At 72.8% G+C, this 17692-nt stretch carries 14 protein-coding genes; 7 read left to right on the top strand and 7 right to left on the bottom strand.

What is annotated here, in order from left to right; translation table 11 throughout:
- Positions 1 to 29 precede the first annotated feature (29 nt).
- Positions 30 to 944, bottom strand: coding sequence for a glycosyltransferase family 2 protein (locus A6A25_RS00130; protein ID WP_073886316.1), 915 nt, complete (start codon positions 942 to 944; stop codon positions 30 to 32).
- 26 nt (positions 945 to 970) lie between these two features.
- Between A6A25_RS00130 and A6A25_RS00125 the strand changes: the two genes are divergently transcribed.
- From A6A25_RS00125 to A6A25_RS00110, 4 genes are all read left to right on the top strand, one after another.
- Entirely contained in the window at positions 971 to 2005 is a 1035-nt protein-coding gene (locus tag A6A25_RS00125; protein ID WP_073885669.1) for a glycosyltransferase family 4 protein, read from the top strand.
- A 79-nt stretch (positions 2006 to 2084) separates the two neighbouring features.
- A complete protein-coding gene (locus A6A25_RS00120) occupies positions 2085 to 3212 on the top strand; it encodes a glycosyltransferase family 4 protein (protein WP_073885668.1) in 1128 nt (375 codons plus the stop codon).
- 63 nt (positions 3213 to 3275) lie between these two features.
- Positions 3276 to 4127, top strand: coding sequence for a glycosyltransferase family 2 protein (locus A6A25_RS00115; RefSeq protein WP_073885667.1), 852 nt, complete (start codon positions 3276 to 3278; stop codon positions 4125 to 4127).
- A 40-nt stretch (positions 4128 to 4167) separates the two neighbouring features.
- Positions 4168 to 7368 carry an NACHT domain-containing protein gene (locus A6A25_RS00110; RefSeq protein ID WP_073885666.1) on the top strand — a complete coding sequence of 1067 codons (3201 nt, stop codon included), beginning with the start codon at positions 4168 to 4170 and terminating at the stop codon, positions 7366 to 7368.
- Here the strand turns inward: A6A25_RS00110 and A6A25_RS00105 are convergent.
- Complete coding sequence (locus tag A6A25_RS00105; RefSeq protein ID WP_073885665.1) at positions 7353 to 8243, bottom strand: DNA-3-methyladenine glycosylase family protein; 891 nt, start codon at positions 8241 to 8243, stop codon at positions 7353 to 7355. The two genes, A6A25_RS00110 and A6A25_RS00105, sit on opposite strands and share 16 nt — an antisense overlap.
- 25 nt (positions 8244 to 8268) lie before the next feature.
- On the bottom strand, positions 8269 to 9345 hold the full coding sequence (locus A6A25_RS00100; protein WP_073885664.1) for a nucleotidyltransferase family protein: 1077 nt from the start codon (positions 9343 to 9345) through the stop codon (positions 8269 to 8271).
- A 156-nt stretch (positions 9346 to 9501) separates the two neighbouring features.
- On the opposite strand from A6A25_RS00100, the gene A6A25_RS00095 reads away from it, so the two are divergent.
- Positions 9502 to 9897, top strand: coding sequence for a hypothetical protein (locus A6A25_RS00095; RefSeq protein ID WP_073885663.1), 396 nt, complete (start codon positions 9502 to 9504; stop codon positions 9895 to 9897).
- A gap of 200 nt (positions 9898 to 10097) precedes the next feature.
- Here A6A25_RS00095 and A6A25_RS00090 read toward each other — a convergent pair whose 3' ends face one another.
- From A6A25_RS00090 to A6A25_RS00075, 4 genes are read right to left on the bottom strand one after another with little or no spacing between them, the layout of a single operon-like run.
- Positions 10098 to 10643: an NUDIX hydrolase gene (locus A6A25_RS00090; RefSeq protein WP_073885662.1), complete on the bottom strand. Its 546-nt coding sequence runs from the start codon at positions 10641 to 10643 to the stop codon at positions 10098 to 10100.
- Entirely contained in the window at positions 10640 to 11974 is a 1335-nt protein-coding gene (locus A6A25_RS00085; protein ID WP_073885661.1) for a coenzyme F420-0:L-glutamate ligase, read from the bottom strand. The genes A6A25_RS00090 and A6A25_RS00085 overlap by 4 nt, the downstream gene beginning before the upstream one ends.
- Entirely contained in the window at positions 11967 to 12932 is a 966-nt protein-coding gene (gene cofD / locus A6A25_RS00080) for a 2-phospho-L-lactate transferase (protein WP_073885660.1), read from the bottom strand. Before cofD ends, A6A25_RS00085 begins: the two co-directional genes overlap by 8 nt.
- 24 nt (positions 12933 to 12956) lie before the next feature.
- Positions 12957 to 13709 (bottom strand): site-2 protease family protein, encoded by a 753-nt coding sequence (locus tag A6A25_RS00075; protein ID WP_073885659.1) that lies wholly within the window; start codon positions 13707 to 13709, stop codon positions 12957 to 12959.
- A 268-nt stretch (positions 13710 to 13977) separates the two neighbouring features.
- On the opposite strand from A6A25_RS00075, the gene A6A25_RS00070 reads away from it, so the two are divergent.
- On the top strand, positions 13978 to 14283 hold the full coding sequence (locus tag A6A25_RS00070; protein ID WP_053723270.1) for a WhiB family transcriptional regulator: 306 nt from the start codon (positions 13978 to 13980) through the stop codon (positions 14281 to 14283).
- An 87-nt stretch (positions 14284 to 14370) separates the two neighbouring features.
- A complete protein-coding gene (locus tag A6A25_RS00065) occupies positions 14371 to 17640 on the top strand; it encodes a glycosyltransferase family 2 protein (protein WP_073885658.1) in 3270 nt (1089 codons plus the stop codon).
- The last annotated feature ends 52 nt before the right edge of the window (positions 17641 to 17692 follow it).

Here is a 17692-nt window from a genome sequence, read left to right as displayed (position 1 = left end):
CAGTGCCCGTTCGACCACCCGGTGCTCCCCTAACGGCCCGCCCACTCCCGCCACACCACGCGCCGGTCCACTGTCGCACGTCGGCTGATCTTCCACCGCTCGATCGCCGTGATCGGCAGCCTCGCCAGCACTTCCAGCACCACTCGCAGGCGCAGGGGCACGTGGAAGTTGGCCGCGTCGGGCGTGTCTCGCCGCAACGGCAGCAGGGCGGTGATCGCGGCAAACCTGGCCAGTTCCCGCAGGGCCGTGGCGAGGGGCGCGCAGCGCAGCAGCGTCAGCAGGCGGTTGCGCTCGTTCCAGCGGTGGAACAGCGGGGAACCGGGGTTCGTGCTCGCGCCGTGCCGGTGGTGGACGCGGGCCGGGCCGACCGACAGCACCCGGTGCCCGGCCAGCCGCAGCCGCCACGCCGTGTCGGTGTCCTCGTAGTAGCAGAAGAACGCGGCGGGGACCCCGCCCACGTGCTCCAACACCTCCCGCCGCAGCAGCGCCGCGCCACCGCAGAAGCCGAACACCTCGCGACCGGCCAGGACCAGGTCGGCGCCGTGCCCGTCGGCGGTGAGCCGGACGCCGACCGACTGCGTCGAGCCGTCCGCCAGCAGCAGGGACGACGTCGCCGCTGCCGCGTCCGGCGTGGCGTCCAGGGCGTCTTCGAGGGCCGCGAGCCAGCCGTCCTCGGGCTTCGCGTCGTCGTTGAGCCAGGCCACGTACTCCGTGGTGATCCCCGGCAACGCCGCCGCCAGCCCGCCCGCGTACCCGCGGTTGACCGGCAGGCGCAGGGTCTCCGGCCGGCTCGGGTGCGCGGCGACCAGCTCGGCGGTGCCGTCGTCGGAGGCGTTGTCCACCACGAGCGTCCGATGTGGACTCTGTCGGGCGAGGGCGTCGAGGCACGCGGTGATGTGCTCCCGCCCGCGCCACGTCACCACGACCACCGTCGTGCTGGGGATCGACACGGCGTGAGACGGTACGCGACGTGCCCGACCTCGTTGTGCTGACCGAGCAGTTGCTGGCGCCGGTGCCCGGTGGCACCGGCCGGTACACGCGCGAGCTGGCCGCCGCGCTGGCCGCCACCGCGCCCGCCGGGTGGACGGTGACCGGGGTGGTGAGCAGGCACGCGGACGTGTCGGCGGCCGTCATCCCCGGGGTGCGGGGGCCGCGCGTGCTGCCGTTGCCCCGACGTGCGCTGATCGCCGCCTGGGAGCGGGGTGTGCCGTACTGGCCGGGCGGTGATTCGGTGCACGCCTTCACCCCGTTGGCGCCGCCGCGCGGGCGGGTGGTGGTGACCGTGCACGACACCGTGCCGTGGACGCACCCGTCGACGTTGACGCCGCGCGGGGTCGCGTGGCACCAGCGGGTGATCAGCCGGGCGGTGGCGCGGGCCGGTGCGATCGTGGTGCCGACGTCCGTGGTGGCCGAGGAGCTGCGGCGGTACGCGCCCGGACCGGTGCCCGTCCACGTGGTGGGAAACGGGGTGACGGCGTTCCCGGCGGAGGAGCCGGTGGACGTGCCGGACCGGTACGTGCTGGCGATCGGGACCATCGAGCCGCGCAAGGGTTTCGGCCTGTTGGCGGAGGCGACGGCGGAGCTGGGCGTGCCACTGGTCGTGGTCGGCCCGCAGGGCTGGGGAGGGGCGGACCTGCGAGCGCCACACGTCCACTTGATGGGACGGCTGAGTGACGCCCAGTTGGCGTTCGTCCTGCGGCGGGCAGCGGTGCTGGCCGCGCCGAGCCTGGCCGAGGGCTTCGGGCTGCCGGTGGTGGAGGCGATGGCGGCCGGAGTGCCGGTGGTCCACTCGGACGCGCCCGCGTTGGTGGAGGTGGCGGGCGGCGCGGGCGTCACGGTGGCGCGCGGCGACCGTGCGGCGCTGGTCGCCGGGCTGCGCCCGGTACTGTCCGATTCGTCACTCGTCGACCGCCTGATCACCGCCGGGCGGACCAGGGCCGAGGCGTTCACCTGGGAAAACGCCGCTCGTTCGGTGTGGGCCATCCATCTCGACCTGTTTCGTTGACGAACCGTTTGCGTCATTCCCGGTCAACCTGTCCGCAGCCCGCCGTACCCTTCACCGCGTGTCACCCGTCGAACCCAGCGTGCTGATCGACGCCACCGCCGTCCCAGCCGACCGAGGTGGCGTCGGGCGGTACGTTGATTCCCTGGTGGCGGCGCTGGACGCGGACGGCGCCCGGCTCAGCGTGGTGTGCCAACCCCGCGACGCCGAGCTCTACACGTCGCTGGCCCCGCGTTCGCGCGTCATCCCGGCGGCCGACGCGGTCGCGACCAGGACCGCCCGGCTGACCTGGGAGCAGACCACCCTGCCCCGGCTGGCCAACCGACTCGGCGTGGCGGTCGTGCACTCGCCGCACTACACCGTGCCGCTGGCGAACCGGGTGGCGTCGGTGGTGACGCTGCACGACGCGACCTTCTTCACCGACGCGGTGCTGCACTCGTCGGTCAAGGCGCGCTTCTTCCGCGCCTGGACCAGGGCCTCGCTGCGACGGGCGGCGCTGTGCGTGGTGCCGTCCCGGGCGACCGCCGACGAGCTGGCCCGGGTGGCGGGCGCGGACCGGCGGCTGCTGCACATCGCCCAGCACGGCGTGGAGACCGAGCGGTTCCACCCGCCGACACCCGAGGACGTGGCCGCGGTCCGGCGCAGGCTGTCCCTCGGTGACACGCCCTACGTGGCGTTCCTGGGCGCCTTGGAGCCGCGCAAGAACGTCCCGGCGCTGATCCGCGGGTTCGCCCAAGCGGTCCGCGACCGGCGCGACCCGCCCGCGCTCGTGCTCGCCGGCCAGCCCGGCTGGGACAGCCAGGTGGAACGCGCGCTGGACGCGGTGCCGCACCGGGTGCGCGTGATCCGGGCCGGTTACCTGCCGTTCTCGTCGCTGGCCGGTTTCCTCGGCGGCGCCGAGGTGGTGGCCTACCCGTCGCTCGGCGAGGGGTTCGGGCTGCCGGTGCTGGAGGCGATGGCGTGCGGCGCGGCCGTGCTCACGACCCGGCGGTTGAGCCTGCCCGAGGTGGGCGGCGACGCGGTGGCGTACTGCGGTGTCGGCGCGGGTGACATCGCGGCGGCGTTGAGCGAGTTGCTGGACGACCCGGCCCGGCGGGCGGAACTGGCCGCGGCGGCGGTCGTGCGGGCGAAGGACTTCTCCTGGTCCACGTCGGCCGCCCGGCACCGGCTGGCCTACGAACGCGCGGCCCGCACGTACCGGCGGCGTTGAGCCGTTCGGCCGTTCCGGGGCACGCCGTCGTGCGCCAAGCGCGTCACCACTAGGGTTGCCGGCGTGACGCGTTACGGAGACGAGCTGGCGGTGGTGACCGTCACCTACTCGCCCGGTGAGACCTTGGACACCTTCCTGTCCACCCTGTCCACGGCGACCACCCGGCCGGTGTCGGTGGTGCTGGCGGACAACGGTTCCACCGACGGCGTGCCCGAACGCGCGGCCGCCGAGCACCCGCACGTGACGTTCCTGCCCACCGGGGGCAACCTCGGCTACGGCGCAGGCGCGAACCGCGGCGTCGCCTCACTGCCCGACTCGGTCGGTTGGGTCGTGATCGCCAATCCCGACCTGTCCTGGGGCGTGGGCAGCCTGGACGAGCTGCTGGAAGCGGCCAAGCGGTGGCCGCGCGGCGGCGCGTTCGGACCGCTGATCCGCGAACCGTCCGGCGCGGTGTACCCGTCGGCACGGCTGCTGCCCTCGTTGGGGCGCGGGGTGGGGCACGCGCTGTTCGCGGTCGTGTGGCCGGGCAACCCGTGGTCGCGGGAGTACCGGCAGGCCGCGGCGGCGCCGGAGGAGCGCACCGCCGGGTGGCTGTCCGGCTCGTGCCTGCTGATGCGCCGGGAGGCGTTCGACTCGGTCGACGGCTTCGACCCCCGGTACTTCATGTACTTCGAGGACGTCGACCTGGGTGACCGCCTCGGCCGTGCGGGCTGGCTGAACGTCTACGTGCCCGAGGCGGAGGTCGTGCACATCGGCGGCCACTCCACCAAGCGCGCGTCGAAGCGGATGCTCGCCGCCCACCACTCCAGCGCCTACCGCTACCTCGCCGACCGCCACCGCGGCCCGCTGTGGGCACCGCTGATGCTGGCCGTGCGCGCGGGCTTGGCCCTGCGGCTTCGCCTGATGACCCGCTGACCGCGCCCTGCCTCGGCCCGTTGCCGTGGATGATGTTCCGATGCGCGGCTCCTTCTCCTACCGTGACGCGGTCAAGCTGCTCGGCGGCGACACCGGTCTGGTGAAGCTCGTGGACCACGCCTCGGCGGCGACGGTGCTGGCCATGGGCGGGATCGACCTGCTCGACGCACGCACCGAGGTCGTGCGGGTGGGCAAGCAGGTGCTGTCGTCCGTGCGCGAGCGCGTCACCGGCCTGCACCGCGTCGAACGAACCCGATTACTGGAAGCGGCCCACGCCGTCCTGGTGATCACCGCGTTCTTCGAGACCCTGGACGACATCGGCCTGCCGTTCCAGCTCAAGCTCAGCGCGGGCGAGCAGTTGGCGCTGGCCGGCGCGGACCGGCCGACATCGACGCGCAAGTCGGCCCACGCCCTCGCTTTGTTGGACACCCCGGGCCCGCTGCCGAGCCCTGAACAGGCGCCCGACGCCGTCTCCACCGCACTCTGGGACTACTACCAGGCCTTGGTCGCGGCTGTCATCGACTTCCTCCGCGGCTTTGCAGCTTGGTCCGACCTGACCCAGGACAAGCGCGACGAGTTCGTGGAGACCTGCCTGGGCGTGCCGGGCCGGGCCGTGGAGCACTACCGGGCGCTGTACCGCCGACTGTCGCTCAACTGCCCGGAGTTCGCGGTGTGGACCACCGGGATCGAGCACGCCGCCACCCGGACCGAGGTCCGCGCCGGCCTGGCGGACCTGCGCGCCTTCCTGGAGCCGCTCGTCGGCGCCCAGCCGCCCGACGACCGCCGCGACGCCCTCGCCCGCAGTCACCGCGCGGTGCTGGGCCGTCCGATCGTGGAGGGCGACGTCCCCTCCGGCCTGGTCCTGCCGACGTTGGCGCAGGCGTACGTGTCGCCGCGCTTCAAGGTCGTCGACGCGGACCAGTCCGCCGACGTCAGCCGGGACGAGTGGTGGTCCGCCGAGCCGGTCCGCACCGACCTGGACGACTACCTCGCCGGCTACCTCACCTCCTCCGGGGCCACCACCGCGCCGCTGGTCGTGCTGGGCCAACCGGGCGCGGGCAAGTCGCTGCTGACCAAGATCCTGGCCGCCCGGCTGCCGCCGGAGGACTTCCTGCCGATCCGGGTCGTGCTGCGGGACGTGCCTGCCGACGCGAGCCTGCAGGAACAGGTCGAGGACGCCATCACCCGGGCGACCGGCGAGCGGCTCACCTGGCCGGAACTCGCCCGTGCGGCGGCGCCCGCCGTCCCCGTCGTCCTGCTGGACGGTTTCGACGAACTGCTCCAGGCCACCGGCACGAGCAAGTCGGACTACCTGGCGCGGATCCGCGAGTTCCAGCAGCGCGAGGCGGATCAGGGACGTGCGGTGATCTTCGTCCTGACCAGCCGCACGGCCGTGGCGAACCGGGCCCGGTTCGCCGGTCCGACCAAGGTGCTGAAGCTGGAGCCGTTCGGCCACGACCAGGTGCGCCGCTGGCTCGACGTCTGGAACACCGCCAACCCGCGCGCCGTCCTGGCGCCGGACGTGGCACTCCGCTTCGAGGGCCTGGCCGCCCAGCCGTTGCTGCTGTTCATGCTGGCGCTCTACAACGCGGACGGGAACGCGCTGCACACCGCGGGCGAGGGACTGGCGACGGCCACGTTGTACGAGCAGCTGCTGACCAGGTTCGCCCGCCGCGAGGTCGCGAAGAGCCTCCACGACGCGTTGGACGACCAGGTCGAGCTAGCCGTGGAGGAGGAACTGGTCAGGCTGTCCGTGGTGGCGTTCGCGATGTTCAACCGCGGCGTGCAGTGGATCGACGAGACCGAGCTGGACGACGACCTGAACGCCCTCCTGCCCGGTGGCCCGCGAACCGGCCCGGACCGCCGCCTCCGGCTCAGCTCGGCCCAGCTGGCGGTCGGCCGGTTCTTCTTCGTCCACGCCGCCCGTGCCGCCCAGGACAGCCGCGTCCTGCAGACCTACGAGTTCCTGCACGCGACGTTCGGCGAGTTCCTGGTCGCCCGCCTGGTGCACCGCGTGTCGCTGGACGTGCTCGCACAGGAACGCGCCGCCAAGTCGCGCTACGGGCGTCAGGGCACCGACGCGGGCTGGCTGGAACCGGTGCTGTCCTTCGCCCCGCTGACCACGCGCAGCCCGGTGATCTCGTTCCTTCGCGAACTGTTCCGGAGGACCCCCGACGCCGACCGCACCGAGCTGCACAAGCTGCTCACCGCACTCGTGGACACGGCCCAACACCGGCAACCAGGCTCCGACCACCCCGACTACCTGCCACGCTCGCTGACGATCGCCCATCGCATCGCGGCCTACACGGTGAACCTGGTCACGCTCGCCGTCGTGGTGGGTCGCGGGTACGCCGTATCGGACTTCCCTCGACCGGAGTGGCAGTCCCTGGCCCTGCTGTGGCAGTCACAGCTGGGTGAGGAGGAGTGGGACAGCATCACGCGCGTGCTGACGGTCGAACCTTCACTGGACGCGGTCGTGCTGCGGGGGTGGTTGCCGCCTCCACCGGTCGACGTGGTGTGGTTGCTGGGAAGCGCGGTTCCCGCGCGCGATCACGCGAAGCTTGCCGCGCCGAACTACCTCGATGAAATCCGCCGGTGGGAGGCGTTCCGCACGTCCTGGCGCGAGGGATTGCTGCTGCACAACCTCGAACCCCTCATGTCGGACCTGACGGCCGCGTTGAGCGAGCTGGTGCCCCACGAAGGGCAGTGGGTCACCCCCTGGCACCTGCTGGCGACCGTATTGACCTCGACCGACCCGCAAGAGCGGGTGGCTGCCTACACGTCGGTCCTGGCCGCGCTGAAGGGAGGTGCGCGGTTGGACGAGCACTACCGGGCGATGTTCTTCGACCTCCTGGCCAGGGACCGGGCGACCACACCTCTCATGCTCAAAGAGGTCGTCTCGCTCGGGGTCAGCAGCGACGCGACAACCGAATCGGTGGTCCGCTGTGCATTGCGACTGCTGGGTGACGCCGGTGAGCAGGAGGTCGATGCCCTCGGTCTGCTCGACGACCTGTTCGCGGAACCGGACATCCGCGAGTTCGCGCCGCACACGGTGGCCCGGGCGTTGACCTGCCTGATCGAACTAGGCATCGAGTTGGCGCACGTTCCTGCTTTGGAGGACCTCCCGGTCCTGCTGGACGAACTCGACCTCGACGTGATCGCCAACACCGACCGGCACCTGCACGTCCGTCTCCGGCGGGCGTTGGAGTCGATCGGGATGGGCGATCACATGGCGCGGTAGTCGCGGGGGGAGAAGCGGGGGCCTCGGCGGGGTTTGGTGACGCCCGAGGCGAGGACGTAGCGGACCGCGCGGTGGCGTTGAGGGGCGTACGGGGCCAGGAGTTCGGCCATTCGATCGTCGTCCACGGCCTGCCCGGCCAACGCCCAGCCGACGATGCCGGCCAGGTGGTAGTCGCCGAAGCTGACCGCGTCCGGGTCGCCCCATGCGCGTTGCGCGACCTCGGCGGCCGTCCACACGCCGATGCCCGGCACCTTCCGGAGCAGGTTGCGGCCCTCCTCGCCGCCCAGCTCCGCCGCACGTTCCAGGCGGTGTGCCACCTGGGCCGCCGCGATCAGGGCGCGGCGACGTCCGCCGTCGACACCCGCCTGGTGCCACTCCCAGTCCGTGATGCCCAGGATCGCCCGGGGCGTCGGCGGCACCACCAGGTCCGGCACGCCCGGCGCCGGTGTGCCGAACCGCCGTGCCAGCTCCCGGTACGAGCGGAACGCCTCGACGCCGGTCACCTTCTGCTCCAGGATCGCGGGCAGCAGCGAGTCCCACACGCGGCCCGTCGTGCCGAGCCTGATGCCCGGACGCCGCCGCCGCGTCTCCGCGACCAGCGGGTGGTGGCACTCGAACGCCGAATCGTCGTCCCCGGCGCCCAGCAACGCGGGCAGGCCGTCCAGCAGCCACTGCGCGCCGTCGCCCCACGCGTCCGCCTCCACCACGTCGGCGCGGCGGACGCGCAGGGTGCCCGGACCCGCCGGGGTGTTGGCGGCCAGCCACACCCCGGCGTCGTCCACGCGGAACGTCGGATCGCCCGCACCCCGCCGCAACGGCATCAGCAGCGCGCCGAAGTCCAGCGGGAACGTCGGCGCCCACGTCCTAGAAAGCATCACTGACCATCAGACCTCTGCACCTCTACACATCGGCGGAGAACCGCACACCGCCCTCCGGCAGCACGACACCCGGCCACACCCGGGCGCCGTTGATCAGCTCGCACCGCGCGCCGACGACCGCGTTGTCCCCGATCACCGCGTCCGAGACGACCGCACCGGCCTGCACCAGCGAGTTCGCCCCGAGCACGCTGCGCTCGACCCGCGCGCCCTCGCCGACCACCGCGCCGTCGAACAGCACCGAGCCGTCCACCACCGCGCCGGCCGCGACCGTGCAGTTCGTGCCGACCGTCGCACCGCCCTTGACCACGGCGTTCTCGTCCACCGACGCGCCGTCGAGGATCACCGCCTCACCCCGCAGCGCGAGCGCGGCCGTCGGCGCGATCCCGCGCACCAGGTCCGCCGAACCCCGCACGAACGCGGCTGGCGTGCCCAGGTCCAGCCAGTACGACGCGTCGACGTAACCCTGCACGCGGGCGCCGGCGGCCAGCAGCCCCGGGAACGTCTCCCGTTCCACCGATACCGGCCGACCTGCGGGAATGGCCTCGATCACCTCGCGCCGGAACACGTAGCAACCCGCGTTGATCTGGTTCGTCGGCGGGTTCTCCGTCTTCTCCAGGAACGCCGTGACGCGGCCGTCCTCGTCGGTCGGGACGCAGCCGAACCGGCGCGGGTCGTCCACCTGGACCAGGTGCAGCGTCACGTCGGCCTCGGCCTTGCGGTGCGTGTCGACCACGGCACGCAGGTCGACGCCCGACAGGATGTCGCCGTTGAACACCACCACGTCGCGTTCGCGCAGCTTGTGGGCGACGTTGCGGATCGCGCCCGCCGTGTCCAGCGGCACGTCCTCGACCACGTACTCCAGCTCAAGGCCGAGCGCCGTGCCGTCACCGAAGTGCTCCTGGAAGACCTCGGCCTTGTAGGACGTGCCCAGCACGACGTGGGTCATGCCGGCTTCCCGGATCCGCGACAGCAAGTGGGTGAGGAACGGCACCCCGGCGGTCGGCAGCATGGGCTTGGGCGCGGACAGGGTCAGTGGTCGAAGTCGGGTTCCCTTGCCCCCGACCAGAACCACTGCCTCGGCGCCTTGCAGCTCCGACATGCCGTTTTTCCTCCTCGGCTTACTTCCACCCGTAGTTTGCGAATACTCTGGCATGAGCACTCCGGCGGCACGGGCGGTGGTCCGTGTCGACGAGCGTCACCGATCGGCACGCCGGCGTTAACCAGCCGGCCCAAGGCACACGCAGGAGAGATCCGGATGGACCCCCGCGCTCGGGCCGACGCGGCGCTGGCCCGTGCTCGTGCACGTGGCATCCACGTCGTGACGCCGGACAACATGACGTCGCCCATGGACTCGTCGGCGACCCAGCAGATCCCGCGCGCCATGGTCAACGCGGTCGACCCGCGTGGCGGCGACCCGGACTCGACCATGGTGCTGGCCGCGCACGTAGCCGCAGGTCAACCCGCACCGCCACCCCCGCCTCCACCGCCACCCGCCGCTCCCGAGCCCGAACCGGAACAGCGCGTGGCCCCGGGCCCGGTCCCGACCGTCCAACAGGTCCCGACCTCCCGCCCGACCCTGTCCCAACGCCTCTCCGGCGGCCAGCCCCAACACCCCCCGGGCCTCTCCCAACGCCTCAACGGCGACTCCTGACCCCCGCGCGTGTCCTACCTCCAGGACCCGCGTGTCCTACGTTCGGAACGGGCGTGTCCTACGTTCGCGTACCCCGAGTTGAACGTTCAGGACAGCGGGCCGTGTGCTGAGTGTTCAACTCGGGTGTTCTGAACGTAGGACACGCGCGACGCGAACGTAGGACACGCGCGGGCTGGAGGTTGGACTCACGCGCGGGTGGGTCAGAGGTGGGGGGTGGTGGCGGCGATCAGGGGGTGCAGGTCGTCGACGTCGGGCGGTAGGGCGGACAGGGGCCACCAGGCCAGGTCGAGGGATTCCGAGCTGCGGGACGGTTCGGCGTCGAGCGGGGCGCGGACCAGGAAGCGGACGTCGAAGTGACGGGTCGGCTTGCCCAGTGAGCACGTGATCGGGTGAACGTCCAGGTGGACCGGCACGGGCGAGATGCGCAGGCCGGAGATGCCCGACTCCTCCGTCGCCTCACGCAGCGCCGCACCGGCCAGCGTCGTGTCGGACGGCTCGCAGTGCCCGCCCAACTGCAGCCAACGCCCCACCCGCGGGTGCAGGGTCAGCAGCGTGCGCTCCCCGGAAGCGTCCACCACCAGCGCTGACGCGGTGATGTGCCCCGGCTCGCACGACCGCCGGCACGCGTCCTCCCGCGCCGCCAGGAACCCCAGGTAAGCCTGCCGCAGCGACTCCTGCGCCGGGTCCGCCGGACGCCAGGCGCCCAACGCCGCCACCGCGTCCGCGTGCAACGCCGAGAAGCTCACAGCTCCAGGAACCTCTCGTCCAGCTCGGGCAACGACCGCGGCGTCAGCTCCGCCTCCGGGTGCCCGATCGCCACCGCACCCAACGGCTCCCAGTCGGCCGGCAGCCCCAGCACGTCACGCACCACGTCCGCGCAGAAGATCGTGGACGACACCCAGCACGACCCGAGCCCCTCGGCGGCCAACGCCACCAGCAGCCCCTGCACCGCCGCACCGCCCGCGATCGTGAACATCGTCCGCTCGGCCTCCGCCCGGCGCGGATCCGGGTACGCGTGCGCACCGTCACGCACCAGGAACGGCACGACGATCTCCGGCGCGTTCCGCAGGAAGTCACCCCGAGCGACCCGGGCCGCGACCCGATCCTCGGACAACCCGTCACCGCGCAGGTCCGCCCGCCACCGGTCGGCCATCGCGTCCAGCAGCACGTCCCGCCGCTCGGACAACCGCACGAACCGCACGGGCCGCGTGTGGTGCGGCGCGGGCGCGGTCAACGCCGCCGCCACGGCCCGCCGCACGGCGTCCACCGACACCGGCGACGAGGCGAAAGCCCGCACCGAACGCCGCAGCAACACCGCCTCGGCCCGCCCCTGCGCGACCGCCTCCGCCGTCCCGAGCCGGAACAGGTCCTCGGCCACCGGCCGGGCCAGCTCACGGGCGGTGGAACCGTCGTCCGCGAACGGCAACCCGCGCACCACCGCCACCGGCACCGCGCCCAGCTTGCCCTTCACCAGGTCGGCCGCCGCCGCGATCTCGTCGGCCACCGCCACCTCGGTCACCACCAACGGGTTCCCGTAACGGTCCACCGACCCCGCGTACCGGTGCAGCACGGCCAGCCCGGACGACCCGATCGCGGCGTCGGTCTGACCCACCCGCCACGCCCGGCCCATCGTGTCGGTCACCACGACCGCCACCGACACGCCCGACGCCGCCGCCAACGCCGCCCGCAACGCCGCCGCCGACCCGTCCGGGTCCACCGGCAGCAACGCGATCTCGTCGCCGTTGACGTTGGACGCGTCCACACCGGACGCCGCCTGCACGATCCCCAGCTTGTTCTCGGTGATCAACGTCCGCCCGCGCCGCGCCAGCACGCGCACCGACTCGGCCTCGACCCATTCACGCCGCACGGCGTCGCGCGCCTCGGGGTCGGCGGGCACCGACACCAGCCGACCTTCCACTTTGGACAACACCTTGGACGTCACCACGACGATGTCGCCGTCAGCCAGCCAGGGCGCGGCCGAAGCGATAGCGGAAGCCAGGTCGTCGCCGGGCCGGAACTCCGGCAAACCGGTCACCGGCAACAACGTGATCGGCGAACCGGCCGCGTGGTCAGTCAACGTCGACACCGGCCAGTTCCAGCGCCGCCCGCGCCATCGCCGCCGTGGCGTCCACATCGGACATCAGCAGCGGCACCGCGCGCACCGCGACCCCCGGCACGTCCGAGCGGTCGCCGGTGTGCACGAGCCAGCCGTCGAGCACGCCCTTGTCGGTGGTCTTGCGCGACCCGTAGTACCGGCCGACGGCCTCGGCGGAGGTCTCCACGCCGATCGCCGACAGGCACGCGTCCGCCATCCCGCGCAGCGGCTTGCCGCCGACGATCGGCGCCAGCCCCACCACACCCGCCTCGGTCTTGCGCAACGCGTCACGCACCCCCGGCACGCCCAGGATCGTGTTCACGCTCACCACCGGGTTCGACGGCGCGATCAGCACCGCGTCCGCGTCGCGCACCGCGTCCAGCACACCGGGAGCGGGCGTCGCCGTCTCCACCCCGACCGACGCGAACGACCGCGCGGGCAGCCCGGCCCGGTGCTTGACCCACCACTCCTGGAAGTGGATGGCCTTCTCGCCCTCCTCGGTCGTCACGACGACGTGCGTCTCCACCCGGTCGTCCGACATCGGCAGCAGCCGCACGCCGGGCTCCCACCGGTGGCACAACGCCTCCGTCACGGCCGACAGCGGGTAGCCCGCGCGCAGCATCCGGGTCCGCACCAGGTGCGTGGCGATGTCCCGGTCGCCCAGCCCGAACCACGTCGGGTCGGCGCCGTAGGCGGTCAGCTCCTCCTTGACCGACCACGTCTCGCCCGCGCGACCCCACCCGCGCTCGGAGTCGATCCCGTCACCGAGGGTGTACATGCAGGTGTCCAGGTCGGGGCAGATCCGCAACCCGTGCATCCACACGTCGTCACCCGTGTTCACCACGGCGGTGATCTCGTGCTCCGGACCGGCCAGCAGGCTCTTCAGCCCGACCAGGAACCGCGCCCCGCCAACTCCGCCAACCAGTACGACGACCTTCACGAGTCGCCATCCTCCCACCGGCGCTCAGCGCCAGAACAGGAAGGTGCCCTGCCCGTCGGCCGCCAGCCAGCGGTCGCCGCCGATCAACTCGAACACGCCGTACCCGGCCTCGAAGAACAGCCTGCCGATGGTCGGGAACCCGATCAGCACGGCGAAGAGCACGAACGGCGCCCACATCCGGGCTTTCGCGCCGAACTGCCGCGCCGAGTACGACATGTACGGCTCGATCGCGCCCCACCCGTCCAGGCCCGGGATCGGCAGGATGTTGAGCACGAACGCGAGGATCTGCACGGCCGCCAGGTACGACAGAGCGGCGGCCAAACCCACCGGCGGGGTGAAAAGGATCACCGAGAGCGACAGCAGGATGCCCAGCACCAGGTTGCTCAGCGGTCCGGCCAACGACACCATCGACTCGACCCGCTTGTCGCGCAACGCGTGGTGGTTGATCCACACCGCGCCGCCGGGCAGCGGGATGCCGCCGAACGCCAAGAGCACCAACGGCAGCACGATGCTGAACACCGGGTCGGTGTAGCGGCGGATGTCGAGGGTCAGGTAACCCTTGGCCTGGACGGCGTAGTCGCCGCCGCGGTAGGCCACGATCGCGTGACCGAACTCGTGCAGGCACAGTGAAACCGCCCAGCCGCCGAGCACGAACAGCACGGTGCCCGCGGTCAGCGCGGCGGTGGAGTCGTCGAACAGGGTCAGCACGGCGCCTGCCACCGTCACCGCGAGCAGGCTGAGGAACAGTGGACTCGGTCGCACCGCTGATCGCTTCACCCCACCAGTGTGACGTCCCGGCGCCGGTGCTTCACAGGCGTCCACTAGGCCATCCGCGCAGCCATTATCGCTGCGAGCACCTCCTCAATCACCGTCTGTGCTGCTAGTCAAGGCTTTTCGCGCCATCCGCAGGAATATCCCCCGTCCTGTGGACTCCGCTTGACCGCGTGTTGTGACACAGGTGTAATCACATCGGTGTCATTCGTCGTTGTGGGGACGGCGAGTGGTGTCCGCCAACCGGGGAGAGCGGAAGGCGAGGAGGCGGACTATGCAGGAATTCGACGGGGGTCGCATCGTGGACGGGGACGTCCCGGCACCGGAGCCGGTCGTACTCGACCTGTTCGACGCGGCCGATGAGCAGGACTGGCAGGAGCGCGCCCTGTGCGCGCAGACCGACCCGGAGGCGTTCTTCCCGGAGAAGGGCGGCTCGACCAGGGAGGCCAAGCGGATCTGCCTCGGTTGTGAGGTGCGCTCCGAATGCCTGGAGTACGCCCTGCAGCACGACGAGCGCTTCGGCATTTGGGGCGGCCTGTCCGAGCGTGAGCGGAGGAAGCTCAAAAAGCGCGCCGTGTGATCGATGCGCACGGGTGATCGCTCGCGCCCCGTGCTCTGGCTTACCGTGGTCGTCCCACGGCGTAGTCGGAGCAACTAGGAGCGGCACTTGACGAGCGGCGCCACTCCGCGGCTGCGCACCGCGCCCGTGCTGGCGGTACTGGTGTGCCACGACGGCGACCGGTGGCTGGGCACGGCGCTGTCCGCGCTGCGCCGCCAACAGCCGCGCCCGCGGCACGTGATCGCCGTCGACACGGGCTCCGTGGACGGCACCGCGAAGTTGCTCGCCGACGCCTCCGAAGGTCCCGATCGGGTGATCGACGGTGTGCTGACGCTGCCCCGCGGCACCGGTTTCGGCGCGGCCGTCCACGCCGCCGTGGAGCACGCCGTGCAGCGGTGGGGTGATCCGGGCGCGTGGCTGTGGCTGCTGCACGACGACTGCGCGCCGGAACCGGACTGCCTGTCCGTGTTGCTGACCGCGGCGGAGGTGTCGCCGTCGGCGGCCGTCCTCGGCCCGCTGAGCCTGGACTGGACCGACCCGCGGCTCGTGGTGGAGGCGGCGCTGTCGACCGACGCGTCCGGCCACCGGCAGACCGGCATGGGTCGGGTCGAGCTGGCCGGGTCGTTCCGGCAGAGCACCGAGGCGTTGGCGGTGCCGTCGGCCGGGTCGCTGATCCGCCGCACGGCGTGGGAGGAACTCGGCGGCTACGACCGCGCCCTGCCGCTGCTGCGCGACGACATCGACTTCGGCTGGCGCGCCAACCTCGCCGGGCACCTGGTGCTGTCGGTCCCGGTGGCACGGCTGCGGCACGCGCGTGCGGCGGGGCGTGGCGTGCGGCGGTTGGACGCGGCGGCGGCGCCTCCCGGGCCGGCCCTGCGCGGTGTGGACCGGGCGCACGGGTTGCGCACGTTCCTGCTCAACTGCGGGACGTTGTCGTTCGTGCTGGGGCTGCCCCGGTTCGCGGTGCTCGCGTTCCTGCGCGCCATCGGGTTTTTGTTGCTGCGCCGGTTTTCCGACGCGCGGGCCGAGATCGGCGCCCTGCGGTACCTGCTGAGCGGGCGGGCGCGGCTGGTGGCGGGACGTGCCGAACGACCGGCGCACGGTGTCGTGCGCGGGCTGTTCACCAGCCGGATCACCCGGTTGCGCAACGCGATCCGCGGCGCGTCGGCGGCGTTGGTGCGGCGTCGGGTCGAGGCGGACCTGGCGTTGGGGCGGCTGCCCGAGGACGACGCGCGGCCGGGCGCGTGGGCGCTTCCGTCCGAAGTGGAGCGTCCGGTGGTCGGCCCGTCGGCGCTGCCCGCCGGTGTGCTGTCCCGGCGGCGTCCCGTGCGGGCGACCGGCGGGTTGCGCCGGCCTGTGGTGGCCGTGCCGGTGGAGGCGCCACCCGGGCCACGCCCTTCGCCGCGTCCCCGTCCTTCGCCCGTGCCGCGTGCTCCCGGTGCGCCCGGTGTGGTGTTCGTGGAGGTCGACCGGGCGCGCGTGCTGTGGTCGCTGGTGCTCGGGCCGCCGTTGCTGCTGGTCGTGGGGCTGACGGTGTTCGGCATCCTGGCCAACGCGGCGCGGATCGGGCTCGACCTGAGCGGCGGTCGGCTGCTGCCGGTCGGTGACCTGGAGAGCACCTGGTCGTCGTACCTGGCCGCGTGGCACCCGGTGGCCGGTGGCACGACCGCGCCCGCACCGGCGGCGTTGGCCGTGCTGGGGACGGTCGGCGTGCTGGTCGGGTCGCCCGCCACCCTGGTGGCGTTGCTGTTCCTCGGCGACGCGCCGCTGGCCGGGTTGGCGGCGTACGCGGCGTCACGGCGGATGCCCGTGCGGCGACCCGTGCGGGCCTTGGTGGCGGCGGCGTACGCGTTGCTGCCGGCGGCGACGGCGGCGGTGAGCCAGGGACGGCTGGACGTCGTCGTGGTGCACGTGCTGGCACCGGTGGTGTTCGCCGGGGTGGCCGCGGTGCTTCGGGGTGGGGCGGGCGCGTCGTGGCTGCCGGTGGCGTCGGGGACGGCGCTGGCGTTGGCGGCGGTCGGCGCGTTCTCGCCGTTGGTGCACGGGCTGGTGGCGTTGGCGGCGCTGGTGGGGTTCGTGGTGGTGCCCGGGCGGCACGGTGACGGTCGGCGGCGGGTGGCGTCGCTGTTCATGGTCGTGCTGCTGCCGATGGCGCTGCTGCTGCCGTGGCCGGCGGTGGTGTTGCAGAACCCGGCCGTCGTGCTGCACGGGGTGGGCGCGTTCGTGGCGTCGCCCGCGGTGGGGCTGGTGGATTTGCTGTCGCTGCGGCCGGGCGGGACGGGTTCGGTGCCGTTCGTGGGGTTCGTGGTGGTCGGGTTCGCGCTGGTCGCGGCGGTGCTGCGGCCGTCGCGGTCGATGCTGGCGGGTTGGGCGGCGGTGGTGCTCGGCGGGTTCGCGGTGATCGTGCTGCGGACCGTGGTGGTGGCGCCGCTGCCCGGCGGCGACGCGTCACCAGGGTGGACCGGCGGGCCGTTGGTGCTGGTCGGGTGGGGGTTGCTGTGGGTGGTGCTGTCGGCGTTCCGGCGGGACGTCGGCACGGTGCCGGTGCGGCGGGTCGTGTCGGTGGTCGGGGTGCTGTCGGTGGTCGGGTTGGCGTGCGCCGGGTTCGTCGGGCTGCGCTCGGGTGCGTTGACGGCGGACGGCGCGCGGCTGCCGTCGACGTTGGCGCAGGAGGTGCCGTCCACCGGGCGTTCGGTGCTGGTGCTGGGCACGCCGACGAGGCTGGTGGCGGGGCGGCTTCCCGCGTTCGGTGACGACGACCTGGTGCCCGCGCCGACGGCCACCGCGCGGCTGGAGCGGTGGTCGCGCGATCTGACCGGCGGGTCGGCGTCGGCGGCGCGGACGGCGTTGGCGCAGGCGGCGGCCTCGGGGGTGGCGTTCGTCGTGGCGCCCGACCGCAAGACCGCGCAGGTGGTGCGCGAGGCGGTGGGCGAGCTGGTGGCCGTGACGCCGGCGATGTCGGACGGGCGACCGGTGCTGCGGGTGCAGTTGGCGGCGGGCAATGCTGTGCTGCTGTCACCGGAGCTGGCGCGGCGGGCCCGGACCGGCGGCAACCCTCCTGTCGAGCTGGGCGCGCCGGGCATCGCTCCTGTTGAAGCCGCTCCGCCGGAGGTCGGCGTGCGGGTGTCCGAGGGGCCCGAGGGGCGGTTGTTGGTGTTGGCGGCGGAGGAGGAGCCGGGGTGGCGGGCTTGGGTGAATGGCCGTGAGACGACGATCGTGCGTGCTTGGGGCCACTTGGTCGGCGTGACGGTGCCCACCACGGCCTCGGAGGTGCGCGTCGAGGTGTCCTCGACCCTGCGCGAACTGCTCCTGCTGCTCCAGGCCGCCGCGGCCCTCTTCACGTTCCTGACCGCCCTACCGTCCCGCCGTCGCCCCTGAACGTTCAACTCACCTGTTCCGAACGTAGGACACACGCGACGCGAACGTAGGA

It is taken from the genome of Saccharothrix sp. CB00851, from assembly GCF_001905065.1.
Lineage (GTDB): Bacteria > Actinomycetota > Actinomycetes > Mycobacteriales > Pseudonocardiaceae > Actinosynnema.
The sequence above is the reverse complement of the archived record's forward strand: the minus strand, read 5'-3'. Positions and strand labels throughout refer to the sequence as shown.